Below are 20,974 nucleotides of genomic sequence, written 5' to 3' on the forward strand. Positions count from 1 at the left end.
TTCGTCGCGCGTTGCCGCGACCGGTTACGCGTGCTCGCGTACGTTTGTGATTTTAATGGATTTGCGCTTGCCGGCCAACGCCTCCGGGCTGGCTGGGCTTCACCGTTGGCCGGGGCTTTCAGCGTTGTGTGCATGAACCCCTGGCGATGTGATGGACCGGATACAAGGGCGGACCGCGACCGGCATCGATACGCGGGCTTGTCACGAAGATCCTTCCGCTTGAGTTCGACCACCGTATTTTGTTAATCTGATGATTCGTTCGGGCCTCGCAATCCTGGACGGTCCATGTTTGCGTCGCCCGATGGTCTCTGCTATTCCGCGGAGGAGTGCCATGCGACGCGGACGCATCCTGTCTATCCGTCTGTCCATCGTTGTTTACCTGACCCTTCCCCTTCTGATGACGGCCGCCGCCCGCGCGGCGAGCGGTCCGGCCGAATCCGGGCCATTTGATGACCGCGTGCCCGACGGGCTAAGCGCCCTCCGACTGGTCGAGCATCCGTGCGGTGTATGAGGCCAATCGCCATGCGGCCTTCCCGGTCGCGGGCGGCTGGCAGGCCCGCAACCCCGGCCAGCAGTGGATCACGCGCTTCGACGGCCGCGGCTTTCTCACCGCGCCTGATTCCGGTGAGTGGTCGTGGGGGCTGGAGCTGGTGAGCTACGGCCGGGCGAATGATCCGAGCCGCGCGCGTGAGCAAGCGGGTTCGATTCGTGAACCCGCGTTCCCGTCGCGCGAACATGAAGAGGCCGCTTGCATAGGGTCGCGGTACGGACCGCCGGCCTGCGTCGAGGCCGCTGGCGGGCGCGTGTCGTATCAGTGGGACGACGCGCTGACCGAGTGGTACGTGAATGACCGGCGCGGTCTGGAGCACGGCTACACGGTGCACCGGCGGCCGGAGGTATCTCGAGTCGAGGCGTCCGCGCAGCATGGCTGCGCCGCGCGGGCTGAAGCCCGCGGCTCTTTGGAGGAGCCATTGACATTCACCTTGGCGGTGCGTGGCGACCTGCGTCCGCGGGTGAGCGGGGACGGTCGGAATGTGACGTTTGTCGATCAATCCGGCGCGGCGGTGGTGACCTACGTGGGGCTGACGGTCTTCGATGCCGCCGGCAGGATCGTCCCTGCGTGGTTCGAGGCAGCCGGCGATGAGATGTCGGTTGATTCGAACCCGCTTGCTCACGCGCGCGGCTCGGTTGATCGACATGGGCTTCGGCTGATCGTTGATGATGCAAACGCGGTCTATCCGCTGACCATCGACCCGATCGCCCAGCAGGCGTATCTGAAGGCCTCCAACACCGGGGCGAGCGACTGGTTCGGCTACTCGGTGGCCGTCAGCGGCGACACGGTGGTGGTCGGGGCGTACCGGGAGGACAGCAGCGCTACGGGCGTGAACGGCAACGGAGCCGACAACAGCGCCGCGGATTCGGGGGCGGCCTACGTCTTCACCGGCTTGGGGCCGGACAGCGACGGCGACGGCGTGCCTGACTCGCTCGACGGCTGCCCGAACGATGCCAACAAGACGGCGCCGGGAACATGCGGTTGCGGAACGCCGGACACCGACACGGACGGCGACGGGACGGCCGACTGCAACGACGGCTGCCCGAACGACCCCAACCTGACCACGCCGAACGCCTGCGGGGCGTGTGGCGGCCTGTGCGGCGTCGGCATGGCGGTCTCGGTGCCGTTGACGCTTTGTGGCCTGCACCGCATGCGGCGCAGCGATCGTCGGCGGCGCGCGCCGGGCAGCGCGCCGACCCGCTGACGCCGCGCGGCGGGCGGCAGCATGTGTTTCGTCAGCCGGAAGGCAGGCATTGGCGCAACACCGCCGGCCTGATGCCGATGGGCTTCTTGATGTTCCGCTTGACGCGCAAAAGGAGACCCTGGGCCGCAGCGCAGGATTCGCCCGCAACCCAGGTGGTGATGCGTCGCTGTCACCACCGGGTTGCTTGGCGGCCTGGCACTGAAGCAATTGACCATGAGAGCGCTGGGGCTCGAACCCAGGACCCGCGGCTTAAAAGGCCGCTGCTCTACCGACTGAGCTACGCTCTCGAAGCTTCCCAATTTTAGCTTGCATGGGCCGATCTGTTAAGGATCGCATCGGCCCGGCGTTTAAGCAGCCCGATGCACTACTTGAGCTAATGCCGAAGGAGATCCGCCGCTCGCGTGGTGGCGGTGGCGAGCCGCGCACCGTGTTTACGTTGGTTTCGCGGGCAGCGAGACAATCTCCGCGTTTGCTTCACCCGTTGCCCCGCGGACCACGAGTGCCGTGCCGGGCGTGGTGTGAGCCGATTTCACATAACCAAGTGCCAGCGGCGCGGCGAGGGTTTCGCTCCAGCACGCGCTTGTCACGTTGCCGATCTCGATCCCTTCGCGCGCGATGGCCGCGCCGCGCGGCGGAGGCGAATCGGCTTCGACCACAAGGCCGACGAGTTTTCGTGCGAGAACGTTGTGGGCGCGCATACGCTCGATGACTTCCTGTCCCAGGTAGCACCCCTTGTGATAGCTGATGCCCTGCTCGATGCGGCCGGTCTCGGGCGGGACGACGGTCTCGTCGATATCCTGGACCGATGCCGGGATGCCGGCCTCAATTCGGAGAATCTCCGCCGCGTCGCGACCGATTTCGACCAGCCCGAGTTCCGTCGCGAGCGATTGCGCGGCCCCGGCGGCCTCGGTTGCGCCGGCGCCCATTAAATAGACATCCGCAGCGGCAAGACCAAGAAAATCGTTTCGAGCAACCCGCCCCGCCACACTGCGGATCGTTGCCGCGGCGTGCTGCCATTGCGCCATGGCAGCCAGGTTTCCGCAGCCGATCCGAGCGGCGAACGGCGCGGCCGCCGGCCCGATGGCGGCGAACCGGACGGCGTCTTCGCGCCGGGTCAGCGTGACGTCCTCCGTGATGATGTAGCGTTCCAGATGCTTGTGCGCGAGGTCCAGCCAGTGGCGATCGAGGTCGAGCCAGATGCGGTCGTCGAGCATCAGGAGCCCCGCGTCAAAAACACAGCGGCCCTTGACGTTTGTCGCAAAGGTGTAGTTGCCCTCGCCGGGCGAGAGCGTATTGACCGTGTTGGTGACGAGGTTGTGCAGCCACGCGGCGCGGTCGCGGCCGGTGATCTCAATCACCGCGCGGTCCGCACGCATGAGCAACCCGCCGCGTTCGCGCGCAGCGTGGACCTGTGCCTGGATCTCGGGGGAGTTCACCATGCGGGTATTGTAGTGTTTGCGAACGGTGGCGCGGGCCGATGCGGGGCGGCGCGTTCGTGTGGTCAGGCGCGCTCCGGACCGTCTCCGGTGAGAAAAGGGCGGCCGGTTACTGCCCGCCGCCCCCGGAGCGCGGTTCAGAAGACTCGGCCGGCGGGACGGGCAGTTCCTCGCGCGGGGCGGCGGTGTCGCGCCGCGCTTCGGCGGCGACGGTTCGCGCTCGCGGTTCCTGCGCGCGAATGTGGCTAAAGTCCTCGTCGGAAAGCTGCTCGATGCGCGTCGCGGCGAATTTCTGGTTCGAGACGTTGCCGTTTTCCTGGAGATCGATCACCTGGTGATAGAGCGGCAGGGCATTCGAGCGATCGTGCCTGCGGAAATCGAGCACGACGGCCAACTGAAAGCGGACCGGGTGCGGCGTGTTCGGATCGAGGGCCAAGGCCCAGCGGTAATAGCGGATCGCCAGCTCGTCGTCGGGGTCGTCCTCGCGCAGGTACTCTTTGTAGATCTCCGCGATGTAGAAGGCGCAATCGTCAACTTTGTCGGAGGTGGGGTATTCACGAATCACGCGCTTGAACATCTCCATCGCCTGACGCGCCTTGTCCTTCACGTGCGGCAGCGCGCCGGCAAGCGGAATCAGCCCCACCTCTTTTCGAATCTTGAGCGCATCGTTGTACAGCGCGTCGGCGGCGGGGATCGTGTCTTTGGGTTCAACGCGCACGGCGGTTTGTTCGGGCGTCTCCTGCGTCAGATAGGGGTAGACTTCCACTTTTTCGGTGAGATCGCGCTGTCGACGCGCCCAGTTAGCGCGGACTGCATCACCGCCGGCGAGGAAGGCGCGCTCCAGTTCGACAAGCTGTTGCAGATAGGCGGCGCGCCGCGCCATCATCTCTTCGACGATGTCAGGAATGTGACCTGATGAAACACGCGGACCGCTGGTCGGCGCGTCCATCTCCACGGGGTCGGGCGGCGTGACGTCCACCACCTTGTAGTCGTGCTTGCGGTCGTAGCCTTCGCAGCCCCAGATACCGGGCAGGGCGAAAATCGAAGCGAGCGCGAAGAGTTGAAGCGTCTGGCGGCGGGACATGGGCTTTCCTCCCTGATTCGGCGGCGGCCCCCATCGAATGGCGGTACAGGCCGCGCGGGTCCTTCGGATTGCGAATTCCGGTCGGTATTGGACCGCCGCGCGGCAACCTGGTCAAGCAGGAACCGGCGGAGCGGGGCACCGCCATCTTTTGGCGGGAACGATGGTTACGGGGTTGCGGGTGCTGTACGAATCAGTGGTTTACGGCCGCGTTACACGTGCCGCAGGGCTGGATGTGATATAGTTGGCAATTTACCGCCCGCCGGCGCGGACGGAATCTTAAGATTCGATTCAGGAAACACCTATGAACAAGGCAGCGTGGATCAGCGTACGGGCGGCCCTCGTCTTGAGTTTGGTTGTGAATTTTGGTTTTGGGCAGCCGCCAACGAATGTCGAACCGGGCCAGAAGAAGCAGCAGGATGGTGGGGCGGCGGAAGCCAAAGAGGCGGCGAAGCGGATCAGTGTCCATGGTGGCGCCCCCAAGCAGAAGATAGCACCGCAGCCCTCCGAGCCGACCGTCGTACTCAAGCCCGGCGAGGTTCCCGCGATCAAGTTCGACACGCCGACGTTTAATTTCGGCCGGGTGCGTGCGGGCACGGACGTGACCCACGATTTTTGGTTCACCAACACCGGAACCGGTCCGCTGGAGCTGCTGTCGGTACGTCCGAGTTGCGGTTGCACGACGAGCGGTCAGTACGATCGTGTGGTGCAGCCGGGTCAGAGCGGCAAGATACCGATCAAGTTGAGCACGGGTCACGGTGCAGGGCCGATGACCAAGTCGATATCGGTTCAGACGAATGTTCCGGGCGAGGGCGCGACGGTGACGCTGCAGGTGACCGGGACGCTGTGGCAGGTGGTGCAGGCGGTTCCTACAAACGTCAATTACAGCAGCCTGCGCGCGTCAGGCCTGACCGAGGAGCAGTTGACCAAGAAGGTCATCATCACAAACAACGATCAGGCGCCGATGAAGCCGAGCGAGCCGAAGGTGTCGGGCGGGCCGTTCAAGGCGTCGCTGAAGACGTTGACGGAAGGCAAGGAGTATGAGCTGACGGTCGTTGCGCAGCAGCCGTTGTCCAAGGGGAGCAACACGGCGTCGATTCAGATAGCGACGGGCAATGCCGAGATACCGATGCTGAACATCCCGGTGAGTCTGTATGTGATGTCGGACGTGGAGATTTCGCCCGCGCAGTTGCAGATTCCGCCGACGGCGACGATTCTGAAGCCGCTGGATCGCATGTTCTTCGTGCGGAACTACACCGATAAGCCGATCCAAGTCAAAGAAGTCACGACCACGAATCCGGCGATCAAGACGCAGTTGACCGAGCTTCAGGCCGGGACGGCATGGCGACTGACCGTGACGTTGCCGGAGCAGTACACCGCGGCGGCCGGCGAGCGCATGGTCCTCAAGACGGACAGCCCGACGGTGCCGGAGCTGATCGTGCCATTCATGCAGTCGTCGCCGACGATCGCGACGGGCACCCCGGCCAAGCAGGCGCCCCGGCCGGCGGGCGTCGGTGTTACAAACATGTCGGAGAATCCGCGGGAGTAAGCCGGTTTCCGCCGTCAGAGGATCGCGCCGGCGATCGCACCAGTCATCCAGCAGGCCATGGCGCCGGCGAGCATCGCGCGTGGCCCGAGCGTCAGCAGGTCTGCTCGGCGGCTCGGCGCGAGGCTGCCGATGCCGCCGACTTGAATGCCGATCGAGCTGAAGTTGGCAAACCCGCAGAGGGAGTAGATCGCGATGAGTCGCGAACGCTCGGCCAGCGCGCCGGCGTCGGACAGCTCCGCGAGCCGGCCGTAGGCGATCATCTCATTTGTTGCCATCGATTTGGCGAGCAGCGCGCCGACGGTCCGCGCATCGTCGGCGTGGACGCCATTGAGCCATGCGACCGGCGCAAAGAGCAGACCCAGCAAGGCGTCGAGATTCAGTTTTTCGATTCCGACGGCGCGGAGGGCCTCGGCGATCGGCGCGGGGCGGCCCGCTTTTTCAAGACAGATGTCCAAAATCGAGATCAGGGCAATGAAGGCGATCAGCATGGCCAGTACGTTGATGGCCAGCTTGATGCCTTCGGCCGCGCCGTGGGTGGCGGCATCGAGCAGGCCGCGCGTATGAATCGGGGCTGCCGGCAGGGTTCGTTCCAGGTCGCGTGCGGCGTCTCCGGACGGTGGCACCATGATTTTAGCGAAAACAAATGCCGCGGGCGCGGACATGAGCGAGGCGGTCATGAGATGCCGCGCGACGGCGAGGCGCGCGGCGGCATCGTCGTGTCCAAGCATGTCGACGTAAACCGCCATGACGCCCGCCGCAACCGTTGCGAAGCCGCCGGTCATCAGGGCCATCAACTCCGAACGCGACATGGTGTCAAGATAGGGCCGCACCAGCAGCGGCGCCTCGGTCTGGCCGAAGAAGACGTTGGCCGCGCCGGAGAGGCTTTCCGGGCCGGAGAGGCGCAGCAGCCGCGACATGATCCAGGCCATGGCCACGACAACGCGTTGAAGAATGCCGTAGTGATAACCAATCGCCGACAGGGTTGAGACGACGATGATGGTGGAGAGAATCTTGATTCCGGCGACGGCCTTCCAGGTGACCGATGCGTTGTTTCCGGCGAGCGGGCCAAAGACAAATGCGGCGCCTTCGTCGGCGCCGCGCAGAACGGCGGTGACGAGGTGTGCCATGGCGTCAAAGATCGCGCGTCCCGTCTCGGTCCGCAGGACAAACAAGGCCAGGAGCCACTGAAGGGCCAGGCCGCCAAGGACGGTGCGGACGGGAAACCTCCGCCGGTCGGTCGAGAGGATCCAGGCGACCGCCAGGAGCGTCGCAATTCCAAGCAGGCCGCGGGCAGCATTCATTCGCGAACTTCCGGCGGGCCGGGAAGCGGTGTGAAGTGCGCCCGGCAGCGCGGTTCATAATCATCCAGCCCGCCAACCATGTGCAAGGTGTTCACCGGCGTCAGGCGCTGGGTATAGGGCGCGGGATTGCCACATACGCGGCACGGCGCCTGGCAGACGATCTCCTCGTCGCAGCGGTCAACTAGGTCCGGCATCGGTTCGAACGGCCGGCCCCATGCGTCGTGCGTGATTCCGGCGACGAGCACCACCTTGCCGCGCCGCAATAACTCCTCGGCGACCGGCACGAGCGCGCGTTTGAAAAACTGGCCTTCGTCGATGGCCACGACATCGATCTCGGCGACGCGATCGAGAATGGTCGCGGCGTCGGGCACGGGTTGAGCGTCGAAGCGGTCCTGCCGGTGGGTAACGAGGTGCGTGGGGTCGTATCGGCAGTCAATGGCGTGCTTGAACGCTCGAACGCGCAGGCCGTCCGCAATCGCCTGGCGCAAGAGGGCAATCATGCGCTCGGTTTTTCCGCCGAACATGGAGCCGTGAATGACGATGAGGCGCGGCGGGTGATGGATCGTGGAATCGCTCACGCGGCAGATTGTGGCGGAATAGCGCTCGTTGGCAAGCCTCGAAAAATCGCCGCACCATGAGCCGATTGCGCGAGCAATCGAAGCCAAGGCGCCAGCCCGTTCGATTGCACGCGCAATCGACACCTGGAGTTACATTGCCGCTGCAGCGGCGGACTCCTTCAATACCGCCGTGAATTGCTTTGCGTCGATTTCGGAAATCGAGCGGAACCAGAATGTGACCGTCGCGCCGCTGCTGCCGGCGCGGTTCAGTTCTTGTTTGAACCCCAGTTTCTCTACTTGTGTTGGAGTGAACCGTCCGACCGGTGGGTGCAGGTCCACGCGCAGCGCATCGCCCTGGTGGGTGATGACCTTGCCGACGCGCGACCCGTTCAGCGAGAACTCGACGAACACCTTGCCCGACCAATCGACCACCACGCCGGGCATTATTTTTGTCACCAAACCGACCAGTGCCGCGAGGTCGGCAGGCTTCCAGTTTTTTGTCTGGCCGTGCGGCACCTGGCGCTGCGAGAGGTGCCATGCGCGGCCGTCGGTTTTCCATGGCTGCGCCCCGCCCTCCTTGTTCGCCATGCTCGCGACGCACTGGAGGTAGGCTTTCAGACCCTTGCGGATGAATAGATCGAACGCGCGAGTCGAGATTTCTTTCTTGTCGTGAATCTGCACGCGCACCTGATCGAAACCTTCCACGGCAGGGCGCACGTGAACACGCGGCTCTGATGAATACGCGTGGATGTCATCGCGCTCGTTCAAGGTCAGCAGGCCAAGTTCGCGGTTCAGCGTTCGATCGTTAAACGTCCCGCTCGGCACCCGGAAGAGGCAATCCACCATCCAGCGGCCGCCGGTGAGCGCGTGCAGGAACCACGGCACGGCGGATTGGGGGACGCCGGCGGGCGCCTGGGCGACGATTTCGACCCGCGCGCGGTCGTTCCAGTCGGTTGGTTGCAGACGATCCTTGCCGAACTTCTCGATTTGCGCGACCAGATGCTCCAGCGCCGCGCCCTCCCAATCGACCGGCTTGCCGTCGCGGCCGAGTCGATCGCGGGTATGCCATTTTTTTCCGTCGCGCTCCCACGGCATGCGCACGGGATCGGCATCGGGCGGCGCGGCGATGCGCTCCTCGGCGGGGTGCGCGGCACGCGCCGGCGGCCGGTACACCTCGCGCACGGCGCGCGGCCCGGCATCGAGCACGGGCCGGAGCAATCGGCCGGTGTGCGACGCCGCGACCTGTGCGATGGATTCCGGCGTGCCCGCGGCGACGATTCGTCCGCCCTCGTCGCCCGCCTCGGGTCCGAGGTCGATCACCCAGTCGGCGGTTTTGACGACGTCGAGGTTGTGCTCGATACAGACAACGGTATTTCCAAGGTCCACGAGGCGGTGCAACACGTCGAGCAGTTTCCGCAGGTCTTCAAAATGCAGGCCGGTCGTCGGTTCGTCGAGGACGTACATCGTCTTGCCGGTGCTGGGTCGGGCGAGTTCGGCGGCGAGTTTCACGCGCTGCGCCTCCCCCCCCGAGAGCGTCGGCGCGCTCTGGCCGAGCGGCAGGTATCCCAGCCCGACGTCGTCGAGCGTTTTGAGCAGGCGCACGAGTCGCGGAACGTTGGCGAAGTATTCCATCGCCTGCGCGACCGTCATGTTCAACACGTCGGAGATGTTCTTGCCCTTGTATCTCACTTCGAGCGTGTCGCGCTGGTAGCGCGTGCCGCCGCAGGTCTCGCAGGTGACCCACACGTCGGGAAGAAAGTGCATCTCATGGCAGACTTGGCCTTGGCCTTCGCAGTCGTCGCAGCGGCCTCCGGATCGGTTGAAGGAGAAGCGATTGGCGGTGTATCCGCGGACCTTCGCATCGGGCAGACGGGCAAAAAGCTCGCGCACGAGATCGAAGATGCCGCAGTAGGTCGCGGGGTTGGAGAGGGGCGACTCGCCGATCGGGTCCTGGTCGACGCTGATGATTTTGTCGATGTGGTCGACGCCTTCGATGCGGTCGTGTGCGCCCGCTGTGAGTCGGGCGCGGTGCAGGCGAGCCGCCAGCGCGGGGAGTAATATCTCCGTCACGAGGGATGATTTACCCGAGCCGGATACGCCCGTGACGCAGACGAAGCGCGAGAGGGGGATGTCCGCGGTGATGTTCTTCAGGTTGTGATGCCGCGCGCCGGCGATGCGAAGGAGGTGGGGAGCCGGGGCGTGTTGTCCCGACAGGGGGGGATCCTGCATGGTCGCATGCGCGATCGGTGCAGCGGAATCGACTGCTAGCGCGATCGGCCCCTTTGTGCGGCGGCGACCGCGTTGGGGTGCGTCGATTGGCTGGCCGTCGTCATCGATCAGCACGCGCGTCGGTTCCGGCGCGCTGGCTTGATTGCCCGGCGTATCCCGGCGTTGATCGCGCGAGCGATCGAACTTCACGGGCGACACCACACGCCGGTTCGTCGGCACGGCGATGGCAGCGGTTCCGGCGAGGTATCGCGCCGTGTACGATTCGATTTCTTCCGTGCCGGTGCCGCGCGATCGGGCTGCATGACGCAGCTGCCCGGGCGCGCCCTGTGCGACGATGCGCCCGCCGCCCGCGCCGGCATCGGGTCCGAAGTCCAGAATGTGATCCGCCGAATCCATGACTTCGCGGTCGTGTTCCACCATCAGCAGGGTGTTGCCCAGATCGCGCAGTTTGTGCAGCGCCGCGACCAGGCGCTGGTTGTCGCGCGGGTGCAGGCCGATCGTCGGTTCGTCGAGGACATACAGCACGCCCGCGAGGCCGCTGCCGATTTGCGACGCGAGTCGAATGCGCTGGGATTCGCCGCCGGAAAGCGTCGGTGCGGCGCGACCCAGCGACAGATAGCCCAGTCCGACATCAAGCAGGAACTGCAACCGCGCGCGAATCTCGTGCAGCAATTCGCCGGCGATCGACGTCTCGCGCCGCGCGAGCTTGAGCGTGTGGAAGAACTCCGCGGCCCGCGCGATCGTCATGCCACAGACGTCGACGATCGTGCGATCACCCAGGCGGGTCGCCGCAGGCTGCGGCGCGATGCGCCCGCCTTCGCACGCGAGACACGGCACGTCGGTGACCAGCTCCTGCAAGCGCGTGCGGTACTGCCAACTGACGCGCGTCGCCTCATCAATCGCCGGGAAGAAACCCTTCCACTGGAAGCGCAAACCGGGCTGTTTCGGGTCGAGCGCGATCCACCGATCGCCGAGACCGAACAACAGCGTGTGACGCTGTTCGGGGGTCAGCACGGCAGCCGGGGCGTCAGCGCTCGCGCCGATCTCCCGCGCGAGCGCGCGGATCATCGCCGTGAGCAACGGCCGATCGCGCGCCTGCTCCCATCCGGCAATCGCGCCGTCGAGCAGGCCGGCATCGGATCGCACGATCACGCGGTCGGCGCTCGTGCCGCGCTGCACGCCCAGGCCTTCGCATCGCGGGCACCAGCCGAGGCGGGCGTTGAAGCTGTAGTGGTGCGGGGTGAGTTCGTCGTAGCTGCGGCCGCATTGGTTGCAGGAGAGATGCTGCGAGAAGCGCGTCGCTGCGCCGGCTGGCGCTTCCGCGGCGTCGTTCGCGCGATCGTGCAGGTCGACCACGAGCATTACCCCGTTTCCGAGCGAGAGGCAGTGTTCGATGGAGTCGGCGATTCGACTGCGCGAGCCGGGATTCACGACGATGCGGTCCACGACAAGTTCGACGGCGTGTTTGCGCCGTGCGTCAATGGACGGGAGCGGTTCGAGCGGCGTGATAACGCCGTTGATTCGCGCGCGGGTGTAGCCCTGTGCGGCGCAGCGGTTGAGCAGCGCCTGCCACGTTTCGCCCGGCGACGGTTCGACCGGAGCGCAGAGCATCAGCCTGGTTCCGCGGGGTCGCGCGAGCACGCGTTCGATGATTTCGTCGGATGTCTGCGTGCCGATGGGGACGCGGCAGTCGGGGCAGTGCGGCGTGCCGATCCGCGCCCAGAGCACGCGCATGTAATCGTAGATTTCGGTGACGGTGCCGACGGTGGAACGCGGGCTTTTGCTGGCGGCTTTTTGCTCGATGGCGATGGCGGGCGACAGGCCGTGGATGTGATCGACGCGCGGCTTTTGCAGTTGCCCGAGGAATTGTCGTGCGTAGGCGGAGAGCGATTCGACGTAGCGACGCTGGCCTTCGGCGTAGACGGTGTCGATGGCAAAGGAGGACTTGCCCGAGCCGGAGACGCCGGAGCAGACGGTCAGCTTTCCACGCGGGATATCGACGGTGACGTCTTTCAGGTTATGTTCGCGCGCCCCGACGACGCGAATGACATTCGCGGCGGCAGATTCGTGCGCCAAGGAGCCGGTTGCGCGAGCAATCGACGAACTCCGCGCCGGTGAATCCGATCGCCCGCCACGGCGGATCTGCGGCTTGCGCAATCGGCTCTTTGAAGCGATGCCGAGAATTTCCGCCAGCGCCTGCCCGGTGTACGACGCGGCGACCCGCGCGACCTCTTCCGGCGTGCCCTCGGCGATGATCCGCCCGCCCGCCTCGCCGCCCTCGGGGCCGAGGTCGATCACCCAGTCGGCGGTCTTGATGACATCGAGGTTGTGCTCGATGACGATCACCGTGTTGCCGGCGTCGACGAATCCGTGCAGCACCGTGAGAAGGCGACGAATGTCTTCAAAGTGAAGCCCCGTTGTCGGCTCGTCGAGCAGGTAGAGCGTGCGGCCGGTCGATTTCTTCACCAGCTCGCGGGCGAGCTTGATTCGCTGCGCCTCACCGCCCGACAGCGTCGTACTGGATTGGCCGAGCTTGAGGTAGTCCAGGCCGACGTCGTGCAGGGTTTTCAGCATCGCATGGACCTTCGGGATCGCCGCGAAATGCTCCATCGCCTGCTGCACGTCCATGTCCAGCACGTCGAAGATGCTCTTGCCCTTGAAGTGAATCTGAAGCGTCTCGTGGTTGAATCGGCGGCCGTTGCACACGGGGCAATCGGCCCAGACATCGGCGAGAAAGTCCATCTCGATGCGAGTCGCGCCGTTGCCTTCGCAGGCTTCGCAGCGTCCGCCGCCCTCGGTGCTGCTGACGTTGAAGGAGAACCGGCCGGGTGCGTAGCCGCGCACCTTGCTGTCGGGCAACAGGGCGTAGAGCGCGCGGATTTCGTCGAACAGCTTGATGTACGTCGCCGGATTGGAACGCGGCGTGCGGCCGATGGGCGACTGGTCGATGTCGATGACCTTGTCGAGGTGTTCGGCGCCGTCGATGGCGTCGTGCGCGCCGGGCCTGGCCGTCTCGGCGCCGTTGAGGTCGCGCGCGAGCCGTTGTCGGAGAATGTCGTTCACCAGCGATGATTTTCCACTGCCGGAGACGCCGGTGACGGCGACGAATCGTCCGAGGGGAATGGCGGCGTCGATGTTCTTGAGATTGTTGTGCCGCGCGCCGCGGACGATGAGCCAATTCTGGACCGCAACCGCGTTCGAACCGCCTGCACTGGCCATGAGCGTGCGCGCCGCGCGCGAACTTTTTGGAGGATGCTCAAGTGGGTCGCTCATTTCGCGCTCGATCCTGCGGTGCGACCCGTCCGTTTCGGCGTGATGCGCGTGACTGGCCGGCGATGTTTGGGTACTTCAATCTCGCGCTTGCCCGACAGGTACTGCCCCGTCAGGGATTTGTCGCAATTCAACACCGCGTCAAAATCACCTTCCACCACGATGTGCCCGCCGCGGACGCCGGGGCCGGGGCCGAAGTCCACGACGTAATCCGCCGCGCGCATCGTGTCTTCGTCGTGTTCGACGACGATCACCGTGTTGCCCATGTCACGCAGGGCCAGCAGGCTTTCCAGCAGTTTCTGATTATCGCGGTGGTGCAGACCAATCGAAGGCTCGTCGAGAATGTACAGCACGCCGGCCAGGCCGGAACCGATCTGGCCCGCGAGGCGAATGCGCTGCAATTCGCCGCCCGAGAGCGTCGGCGCGGTTCGATCCAGGCTCAAGTAATCCAGCCCGACGTTGAGCAGAAAATCCATCCGCGCGCGAAGCTCCTTCAGCACTTCCCCTGCGACGATCTTCTGCACCGGCGAGAGCGCCAAGTCGTCGAGCATCGCCCGCGCCCGCGCGACGGGCAGTCCGCAGAACTCCGCGAGATTGGGTCCCTTCCCATTGCTCGATGCCGTGCCGAGGGCCTTGCTGTTAACCGGCAGCCGCACCGCGCGAGCCTGCGCATTCAATCGCGCTCCGGCGCAATCGGGGCAGGGTCCGCGGCGCATGTATTTCTCGTAGTAGTCACGGACGAACGTTGCTTTGGCCTTGCGATGCTTCTCGCGCAATTCTTCCAGCACGCCGTCAAAGGTTCCGCCGTGTTTCCAGATGCCGCCGGACCATTTCCATTCGAACGTCAGGTGCCGATTGCCGGTGCCATGGAGCAGCGCCTCCCGCGCCTTGGGCGGCAGCTTGTTCCACGGCAGGTTGATATCGAATCCCACCGCGCGGGCAACGGCTTCGTAGATGTGCCGCCGCCATTTGCCGATCTTGGTGCGCATCGGTTCGATGCACGGCGCGAAAAAGTTTTTCGACGGATCGGGCACGAGCAGGTCGGGATCGAAGTCCAGCAGTTCCCCCAAGCCGTCGCACTTCATGCACATGCCCGTCGGCGAATTAAAGGAAAACAATTGCGGCGTAAGCGTCTCGAAGGAAATGCCGCAGCGCGTGCAGGCGGAGCTGGACGAGAACACTTTTTCGCCCGAGGACGTTCTGCGGGCGCCCGCTTGCGCGTCTCCGGCGTCCGGCGCGACGATGAGCGATCCTTTGCCGAGGCGCAGGGCGCTCTCCACCGCTTCGGCCATGCGCGAACGATTGTCCGGTGAAATCACCAGTCGATCGACGACGACTTCAATGTCGTGGCGGCGATTTTTCTCCAGTGCCAGATCATCGGTCAACATCACGATGCGGCCGTCCACCCGCGCGCGGACGTAACCGGCGCGGACGAGGTCTTCGAAGAGATCGCGAAACTCGCCTTTCTGGGCACGGGCCTGGGGCGCGAGGATGAGCGCGCGCACGCCGCCCCTGGCATCGTCTGCGCTGCGAACAAAAGAATCGAGCATGCCCGCGACGATCTGCTCGCGCGATTGCGCCGAGATGGGCCGGCCGCATTGCGTGCAGTGCTGCATACCGATGCGAGCGAAGAGCACACGGAGAAAATCGTGAATCGCCGTGATGGTGGCGACGGTGGAACGCGGGTTCCAGCCGGTGGTCTTCTGCTGAATGGCGATGGCGGGGGAGAGGCCGGCGATGAGATCGCAATCGGGCTTTTGCATTTGGCCCATGAATTGCCGCGCGTACGATGAGAGCGATTCGATGTAGCGCCGTTGGCCCTCGGCGTAGAGCGTGTCGAACGCGAGCGACGATTTTCCGCTGCCCGAGACGCCTGTAAAGACAATCAGCTTATTGCGCGGGAGCGCGAGGCAGACCTCGCGCAGGTTGTGCACGCGGGCGTTCTTGATGTCGATGGTGGCGGGTTCCACGGCGAGGCGATCCCCTCATCGGGGCGATTGTAGCCGCGTGCGCATTGCTTGTCAGAGGACGGAATGAAGAGTCCGCGGGTGGAAGCGTCGCCGCGGCATTCCATTGCGCAAAAGGCCCCGGTGTATTCAGGCCGTCCGGGCGGTTCGTCGCGGGCGCGAAACGTGCTCGAGCATTTCCACCTTAAGCTGGCGGATTTTCTCGTCGTCGTAGAGCCAGCGGGGGTAACTGCGCGTCGGCTCGCTGACCTTGGCCGCAGTGACCAGCAGGCGCGTGTGCAGGCATGGCTCGGCAAGGCCGGTCTCGGCGCGCAAATCGGCGACCAGACGCTTGAAGAGCCGCCGCCGCCACCAGCTTCCGCCCAGCGCCGGTCCTGGCACGACCGATGTGATCGTTTCGACGCGCCAGCCGGTGCCGTTGAGCAGTTCCTCGATCTCCTGCGGAGCGTAGCGTCGCCAGGCGGATTCGGGGCCGTGTTCGATCCGCGTGCTTTGCGGCGCGCCGCGCAGGAGCGCATGCGTCGCCTGAAGGCTGACGGGATTCTCGGCGATGAGCACGAGTCTGCCGCGCGGCTGAACGACGCGATTTAATTCATAAAACACGAATTCCGGATCGTCGCGCAAGGCTTCAATCCGGCCGAGGTGAACGACCAGTCCAAAGGCGTGGTCGTCGATCGGAAGGGCATCGGTCTCCAAGTCTTGTTCGATGAGCGTGAAGGGGTAGGAGGCGTCGGAGTTCGGGTGCGGCCGGGCGCGGCGGAGGCGGCGTTTGGCGCGGCAGGTCGGTGGGGCGACGCAGGTCACATCTTTCCAGCCGAGCTTGCCGGCGAGATAGGGCACCTCCGCCCCGGTGGAGCCAATTATCAGGCATTTGTCGCAATCCCCGGTCGCCGCCGGGAGGCCTGACAGGGCTTCGTGGAGTTCGGCTGCGCGTTGGAGCAATCGCCGCGATTCGCCCTCGGCGTCGTGCGGCGCGGCGAGGTCGTCTTCGGAAACAAGCCAGTGGAGTGTTTCGCGCATCGCGCGCGAGACGCGAACCGGAGGGGAATCAAGCATGGGCAAAGGGTCCGTTCAATGCGGCGCGGCGACGCCGGGCACTACATGAATCGGATGTTGCGCGGACTTCGGGTGAGTCCGTTGCGCCGCGCGGGGCGATTTCGCGCAGAATTGGCCGACGCCGCGCGGGTCATGCCGGGTTTTCCTGGAATTGAGAGAAAGCGACGCGCTTAGGGCTGCGTGATGCCTGCGAACTCAATGTCGCCGCCTTCGACCAATGCTTCGATGCGCCCGCCGCCGCCGTTCAGCTCGGCGGTAAGCAGGCCGGCGGCCGTGGCGATGTTGGAGACGGCGAAGCCGTTCAGGTTGGCGGAGACGGCGCCGCCGTCGGCCACCAGTTTCAGCGCCGCGCCAAATCCCTGTTGCACGAGAACGCGCGCGTTGCCGCCGGCGGTTCGCGCGAGAACCTGTGCGCCGATCGACGGCATCGCCCGAATCGAAACATCCGCATTCGAGGTGACTGCGTCCACGTTCCCGCGCGCGCCGCGAATCTCCACCGGGTGGTTTGTTGTCTTCGCGACGATGTTACCGGCTGCGTCGGTCACGAGAATCGCGCCGTCGGCCGTGGCGATCTCAACGTTGGCCGCGAGGCGGAGGATCTCCACCGGACCGCTGGTCAGGTAGATTTCCGTTCCCGCGCCGCGCGGCACGGTCAGTTTCACGTCAAAGGCAACATCCTTCGGCTGCAACCCCTGGGAGATAATCGACGTGACGTTCAGCCGTGCGCTGTCCACGAACGATCGCTCGGCGCGAAGCTCCGTGGCAATCAGATGGTTTTCTAAATCATTCTTGCCGAGCCAGCCGGCCGTGATGATCTCCGTGACTTGCAGCGTTGCTTCGTCAGTGCCGCTGTCTACCTGCTCGATCACCAGCCGGGCCGTATGCAGCTCGACGCGAATGGTCCGAACGCCGGTGAAGTCGAGGGTGCGTGTGGATCGTTCGATGTTCGGCTGGCGCGGGTCAATTCCATCAACGTTTGGAAGTGGCGCGGGATTCTCCGATCCGCCCAGTCCGGGCAGCGGGACGAAGCCGCATCCCACTGCGAGGCAAAACAGTATCGAGACAGATCCAAGTTTCGGTAACGCGAGCCGAACCGATTGGTAGGCAACCACGGGCTGCTCCTTTTGTCGGATGGTGGATTTCCGTGGTGGGTTTATCGGTCAAACGGGGGGTTGACTTGGCCTTGTCCTGCGGCATGACACCGGGCGGCCGCCGTGAGTTTCGATGACGGCAGTCCCGGCCGAATCGTCCGATAGTGTGGCGCAAGCTTCCCTATTATCATTCTCTGGTATGAGCGTGATGGATACCCCGTCCGGTTTTGAAGAACGGCCCGCCCTGCGCGTGCAGAAGCGTCAGTCCTTGCTGGTCGGCATTCTCGTGGGTCTCACGGCCGGCTATTTGGTCGTCGGGCAGCTGCGCGCGTATCTCGAAACGCGCAACACCGGCCCTCGCGCCATCACGCCTCGCGGTGATCTCGCGGCCGACGAGAAGACATCGGTCGAGCTGTTCGCCAACGCGTCGCCGTCGGTTGTTTATGTGCAGAGCGTGCAGCTTGTCGAACGGCGGCGCGGGCTTTTCACGCGCGAGGTTTTTGAAATCCCCGAGGGCACCGGCACGGGGTTCATCTGGGATGAACTCGGTCACATCGTGACGAACTTCCACGTCGTCGAGCCGGGGATGCGGCGAAACACGGAATTGAAGGTCATACTCGCCGACCGTTCATCGTGGGATGCCAAGGTCGTCGGCGTCGAGCCGGATCGTGATCTGGCCGTGCTGAAGATCGATGCGCCGGCGGCCCGATTGCGTCCCATACCCGTTGGGACGTCCGGCGATTTGCAGGTCGGCCAGAAGGTGTTCGCCATCGGTAATCCGTTCGGCTTTGACCAGACCTTGACGACCGGGATCGTGAGCGCGACGGGGCGAACGATCACCGCGCGAAATGGTCGCACGATAGAGGGCGTCATTCAGACGGATGCGGCCATCAATCCCGGCAACTCGGGCGGTCCGTTGTTGGACAGCGCGGGGCGATTGATCGGTGTGAACACGATGATCTACAGCCCCAGCGGCGCGAGCGTCGGCATCGGCTTTGCCGTGCCGGTCGATATCGTGAACGAGATCGTTCCGCAGTTGATTCGACACGGGCGCGTCGTGCGTCCGCTGCTGGGCATCGAGGTGGTCGACGCCGGCATCGCGCGGCAGCTGGGCGTGACGCGGGGCGTATTGATCGGCGGCGTGGCGGAGGGGGGCGGCGCCGAGCGGGCCGGGCTGGAGGGGACCTACCGCCTCGGCGACGGTTCCATCGTGCTGGGGGATGTGATTGTCGGCATTGACGATCGCGAGATCAATGACTACAACGATTTGCGGAACGTACTGGACAGCAAGCGCGCGGGCGACACGGTGAAAGTCACCGTGGTGCGCGACGGCCGCGTGCGCACGGCGCAGGTCAAGCTTACCAGTTCGGTCGACGGATCAGACGAGTAAAGAGGTTGCGTCGCGTCGAAATGGCGGCACAGGCTAACACGCCTTCAGCGGATCGGCGGAGTGTGTTCGCACGACGCGCTCGATCGTGAGCGGCACGCGATCCGCCGCGGCGGGTTCGATGGTAACCCATACGGACTTGAACGCCGGCGTCTTCGATCGCGGATCCACGCGCGGCGGCACGAGCACGTTCGCCTCGGGAAAGTACATCAGACAGTTGCCCTCGCGAATCTCAAACGGCCGCACGCGCAGGCCCGCCATCTCGCCGGCTTGGCTGCGAACGGTGACGAGCTGGTCGTTCGCGAGCCCGCGTCGTTCCAGGTCGCGGGCGTGCAGCAGGATGACGTCGCGGCGCTCCTGCCCGCGGTACAGGTCTTCGTCTTCATAGACGACTGTATTGAACTGCCCTTCGGATCGCACGGTCATCAATCGCAGCGCGCCGGGCGATGGGGGGGACGGGTCGGGCAGCGGCGTCGCGTGGAACCTCGCCTTGCCGTCGGAGGTGGGAAAGATCGGCCGGTGCTGCGTGCGCCCGGCGATGTGAAACTCGGCCTTGGTCGCGCCGATGGTCTTTAATTCCTCGAATCCCGGGACGATCTTCGCAATGGCGGCTCGGATGGATTCGTGCGATTGCATCTCGCGCCAGTCGACGGGGCCGTCTTCGCCCAGCACGGCGAGCGCCAGGTCGGCCACAATCGCCACTTCGCTGCGCGGGCCTTCGTGTCGCACGGGGCCTCCGTCGCTCAATCGCACATAATTGAACATCGACTCCTGCGTCGTGGGTTGCGGTTCCTCGTCGCGCGCCAGCACCGGCAGCACGATGGTTTCCTTTCCACGGCCCCACACGTGCCCCAGGTTCAGCGTCGTGTTGAGGTGGACGACCAACCCGAGCCGGCCCATCGCGCGCCGGGCGAACGCCGAACCGGGATTCGCCGCGAACAGATTGCCGCCGAGGCACACGCCCACGTCCATCTCACCGGCGTCGGCCGCTTCCATGCACTGCATCGTGTCACGGCCCGGCCACGCCGGCAGCGCGACGCCGAAGTGCCGCTGCAAGCGCTCGAAGACCGCCTCTTTCAGCGCAGGCGTCACGCCCATCGAGCCGACGCCTTGCACGTTGCTGTGCCCGCGAATCGGCAACAGGCCCGCGTGTGGCCGGCCGACCATGCCGCGCAGCAGCGCGAGATTCACGATTGCATGGATGTTCTGCACGCCGTGCTCGTGATGCGTGATGCCCATGGTCCAGCCGAAGACCGTCGCGCGCGATCGCGCGTAGCGCTCGGCGATGCGCTCGATCATCGGCCGCGCCACGCCGCTGCGCTGTTCGATTTCCTCCCACGGCAGCGCACGAATGCCGATCTCCCATTCGCTTGCGCCGACCGTCGCCGTGTCGATGAACGCGCGATCGGCCGCGCCTCGTTCCAGAACGGCCTTTGCGATTCCGCAGAGCAGCGCGATGTCCCCGCCGATGTGCGGCTGGACATACAAGCTCGCGATGCGCGAGCCGAACAGCAGGCTGCGCACGTCGGACGGCACGCGGAAGTTCACCAGTCCCGGTTCGATGACGGGATTGATCACAATCACGTCGCCGCTGCGCCGGCGGAGCTGCATGAGCGTGCGCATCAGGCGCGGGTGGTTCGATGCCGGGTTGCCGCCGATGAGAAAGAACAGGTCGGCGTGTTCGAGGTCGTCCAGCGTGATCGTGGCTGTGCCGCTGCCGATGGCGTCATACAGTGCGACGCCGCTGGCCTGGTGACAGTAATACGAGCAATTGTTGACGTGATTCGTGCCGTACAGCCGGGCAAAAAGCTGCAACAGAAACGCGGCTTCGTTCGAAGATCGACCGCTCATGTAGAAGAACGTGCGGCACGGGTCAGTTGCCTTCAATCGCTGCGCGATGCGCGATATCGCATCATTCCAGTCGATCGGCTGGTAATGCGTCGCGCCGGGTGCGGCGTAGAGAGGCTGCACGATGCGACCGGCGGCTTCCAGCTCGCGTGAGGTGAGCAACTCCAATTGGTCGAAGCTGTATCGCTCGAAGAATTCGCGGCGCAGGCCGTCCTGCATGTCCGCCGCCATCGCCTGGAGCGATTTTTTGCAGATTTCCGGCCAGTGCCCCGCCTCGTTGCGCATGCCGCCGAGCTGGCCGCCCATGCCCAGCGCGCAGGTCTTGCAGGCGTTCTTTGATCGCACGCTTTGCCATGCGCGGCGCCAGCCCACGCGCTGTGCGACGCGCAGCGCATACGCAATCGCCTGCCAGCCGCCGCCGCTGCGAACCTTGGCCATACCCCTG

At 65.1% G+C, this 20,974-nt stretch carries 13 protein-coding genes and 1 tRNA gene; 4 read left to right on the forward strand and 10 right to left on the reverse strand.

Annotated features, from left to right (window positions below; translation table 11 throughout):
• The first annotated feature begins 331 nt into the window (after positions 1–331).
• Together HRU71_09345 and HRU71_09350 are read left to right on the forward strand one after the other, a co-directional pair.
• Complete coding sequence (locus tag HRU71_09345; protein ID QOJ03677.1) at positions 332–511, forward strand: hypothetical protein; 180 nt, start codon at positions 332–334, stop codon at positions 509–511.
• A 634-nt stretch (positions 512–1,145) separates the two neighbouring features.
• Positions 1,146–1,757 carry an FG-GAP repeat protein gene (locus tag HRU71_09350; protein QOJ04971.1) on the forward strand — a complete coding sequence of 204 codons (612 nt, stop codon included), beginning with the start codon at positions 1,146–1,148 and terminating at the stop codon, positions 1,755–1,757.
• 214 nt (positions 1,758–1,971) lie between these two features.
• On the opposite strand, the gene HRU71_09355 is transcribed toward HRU71_09350, so the two are convergent.
• The 3 genes from HRU71_09355 to HRU71_09365 form a co-directional block, all read right to left on the reverse strand.
• Positions 1,972–2,044 (reverse strand) — tRNA-Lys (locus tag HRU71_09355).
• A gap of 144 nt (positions 2,045–2,188) precedes the next feature.
• On the reverse strand, positions 2,189–3,196 hold the full coding sequence (locus tag HRU71_09360; protein QOJ03678.1) for a hypothetical protein: 1,008 nt from the start codon (positions 3,194–3,196) through the stop codon (positions 2,189–2,191).
• 106 nt (positions 3,197–3,302) lie between these two features.
• Positions 3,303–4,277, reverse strand: coding sequence for a hypothetical protein (locus HRU71_09365; protein QOJ03679.1), 975 nt, complete (start codon positions 4,275–4,277; stop codon positions 3,303–3,305).
• A 301-nt stretch (positions 4,278–4,578) separates the two neighbouring features.
• Between HRU71_09365 and HRU71_09370 the strand changes: the two genes are divergently transcribed.
• Positions 4,579–5,823: a DUF1573 domain-containing protein gene (locus tag HRU71_09370; GenBank protein ID QOJ03680.1), complete on the forward strand. Its 1,245-nt coding sequence runs from the start codon at positions 4,579–4,581 to the stop codon at positions 5,821–5,823.
• A 14-nt stretch (positions 5,824–5,837) separates the two neighbouring features.
• On the opposite strand, the gene HRU71_09375 is transcribed toward HRU71_09370, so the two are convergent.
• The 6 genes from HRU71_09375 to HRU71_09400 form a co-directional block, all read right to left on the reverse strand.
• Positions 5,838–7,124 (reverse strand): hypothetical protein, encoded by a 1,287-nt coding sequence (locus tag HRU71_09375; protein ID QOJ03681.1) that lies wholly within the window; start codon positions 7,122–7,124, stop codon positions 5,838–5,840.
• Positions 7,121–7,702, reverse strand: coding sequence for a thymidine kinase (locus HRU71_09380; GenBank protein QOJ03682.1), 582 nt, complete (start codon positions 7,700–7,702; stop codon positions 7,121–7,123). The genes HRU71_09375 and HRU71_09380 overlap by 4 nt, the downstream gene beginning before the upstream one ends.
• 129 nt (positions 7,703–7,831) lie before the next feature.
• Complete coding sequence (locus tag HRU71_09385; protein ID QOJ03683.1) at positions 7,832–13,183, reverse strand: ATP-binding cassette domain-containing protein; 5,352 nt, start codon at positions 13,181–13,183, stop codon at positions 7,832–7,834.
• Positions 13,180–15,150, reverse strand: coding sequence for an excinuclease ABC subunit UvrA (gene uvrA, locus HRU71_09390; GenBank protein ID QOJ03684.1), 1,971 nt, complete (start codon positions 15,148–15,150; stop codon positions 13,180–13,182). The genes HRU71_09385 and uvrA overlap by 4 nt, the downstream gene beginning before the upstream one ends.
• 126 nt (positions 15,151–15,276) lie before the next feature.
• Positions 15,277–16,203 carry a methyltransferase domain-containing protein gene (locus HRU71_09395; protein QOJ03685.1) on the reverse strand — a complete coding sequence of 309 codons (927 nt, stop codon included), beginning with the start codon at positions 16,201–16,203 and terminating at the stop codon, positions 15,277–15,279.
• Between the two features lie 170 nt (positions 16,204–16,373).
• Positions 16,374–17,315, reverse strand: coding sequence for a hypothetical protein (locus HRU71_09400; GenBank protein ID QOJ03686.1), 942 nt, complete (start codon positions 17,313–17,315; stop codon positions 16,374–16,376).
• A gap of 187 nt (positions 17,316–17,502) precedes the next feature.
• Here HRU71_09400 and HRU71_09405 point away from each other — a divergent pair, with 187 nt between their 5' ends.
• Positions 17,503–18,684: a trypsin-like peptidase domain-containing protein gene (locus HRU71_09405; protein ID QOJ03687.1), complete on the forward strand. Its 1,182-nt coding sequence runs from the start codon at positions 17,503–17,505 to the stop codon at positions 18,682–18,684.
• Positions 18,685–18,717: 33 nt separating this feature from the next.
• On the opposite strand, the gene HRU71_09410 is transcribed toward HRU71_09405, so the two are convergent.
• On the reverse strand, positions 18,718–20,967 hold the full coding sequence (locus tag HRU71_09410) for an FdhF/YdeP family oxidoreductase (GenBank protein QOJ03688.1): 2,250 nt from the start codon (positions 20,965–20,967) through the stop codon (positions 18,718–18,720).
• Positions 20,968–20,974: the final 7 nt, after the last annotated feature.

It is taken from the genome of Planctomycetia bacterium, assembly GCA_015200345.1.
Taxonomy (GTDB): Bacteria; Planctomycetota; Phycisphaerae; order UBA1845; family UTPLA1; genus PLA3.

Excerpts from the sequence above, each read along its gene's own strand:
- HRU71_09345 (QOJ03677.1), top strand. The coding sequence starts at position 332 with ATGCGACGCGGACGCATCCTGTCTATCCGTCTGTCCATCGTTGTTTAC.
- HRU71_09350 (QOJ04971.1), top strand. The coding sequence starts at position 1,146 with ATGTCGGTTGATTCGAACCCGCTTGCTCACGCGCGCGGCTCGGTTGAT.
- HRU71_09360 (QOJ03678.1), bottom strand. The coding sequence starts at position 3,196 with ATGGTGAACTCCCCCGAGATCCAGGCACAGGTCCACGCTGCGCGCGAA.
- HRU71_09365 (QOJ03679.1), bottom strand. The coding sequence starts at position 4,277 with ATGTCCCGCCGCCAGACGCTTCAACTCTTCGCGCTCGCTTCGATTTTC.
- HRU71_09370 (QOJ03680.1), top strand. The coding sequence starts at position 4,579 with ATGAACAAGGCAGCGTGGATCAGCGTACGGGCGGCCCTCGTCTTGAGT.
- HRU71_09375 (QOJ03681.1), bottom strand. The coding sequence starts at position 7,124 with ATGAATGCTGCCCGCGGCCTGCTTGGAATTGCGACGCTCCTGGCGGTC.
- HRU71_09385 (QOJ03683.1), bottom strand. The coding sequence starts at position 13,183 with ATGAGCGACCCACTTGAGCATCCTCCAAAAAGTTCGCGCGCGGCGCGC.
- HRU71_09395 (QOJ03685.1), bottom strand. The coding sequence starts at position 16,203 with ATGCTTGATTCCCCTCCGGTTCGCGTCTCGCGCGCGATGCGCGAAACA.
- HRU71_09405 (QOJ03687.1), top strand. The coding sequence starts at position 17,503 with ATGGATACCCCGTCCGGTTTTGAAGAACGGCCCGCCCTGCGCGTGCAG.
- HRU71_09410 (QOJ03688.1), bottom strand. The coding sequence starts at position 20,967 with ATGGCCAAGGTTCGCAGCGGCGGCGGCTGGCAGGCGATTGCGTATGCG.